Origin of the sequence: Neisseria sp. HMSC065C04, assembly GCF_001815375.1 — a bacterium.
GTDB classification, from domain to species: Bacteria; Pseudomonadota; Gammaproteobacteria; order Burkholderiales; family Neisseriaceae; genus Neisseria; species Neisseria flavescens_D.
Genome location: NZ_KV820387.1, coordinates 1 through 212, shown reverse-complemented (window position 1 = coordinate 212; position 212 = coordinate 1). Strand labels below are relative to the sequence as shown.

The following is a 212-nucleotide window of genomic DNA, read 5'->3' as shown; positions in this document are numbered from 1 at the left end:
GAGCTGGACGAAAGCTATTTCGGCGGACAGCGTAAAGGCAGACGTGGTCGAGGTGCGGCAGGAAAAGTGGTTGTCTTCGGCATTCTGAAACGCAACGGACGGGTCTATACCGTTGTGGTGGATAATGCCAAGTCTGAAACGTTATTCCCTGTCATCAAAAAGAAAATCATGCCGGACAGCATTGTTTACACGGATAGCCTGAGCAGCTATGA

General features: G+C 50.0%; 1 protein-coding gene. It reads left to right on the top strand.

Going from position 1 to position 212, the window contains the following annotated elements:
* Positions 1 to 212, top strand: a 212-nt coding sequence (locus HMPREF3022_RS01875; protein ID WP_210399650.1) for a transposase, incomplete at both ends; no start/stop codon positions are given.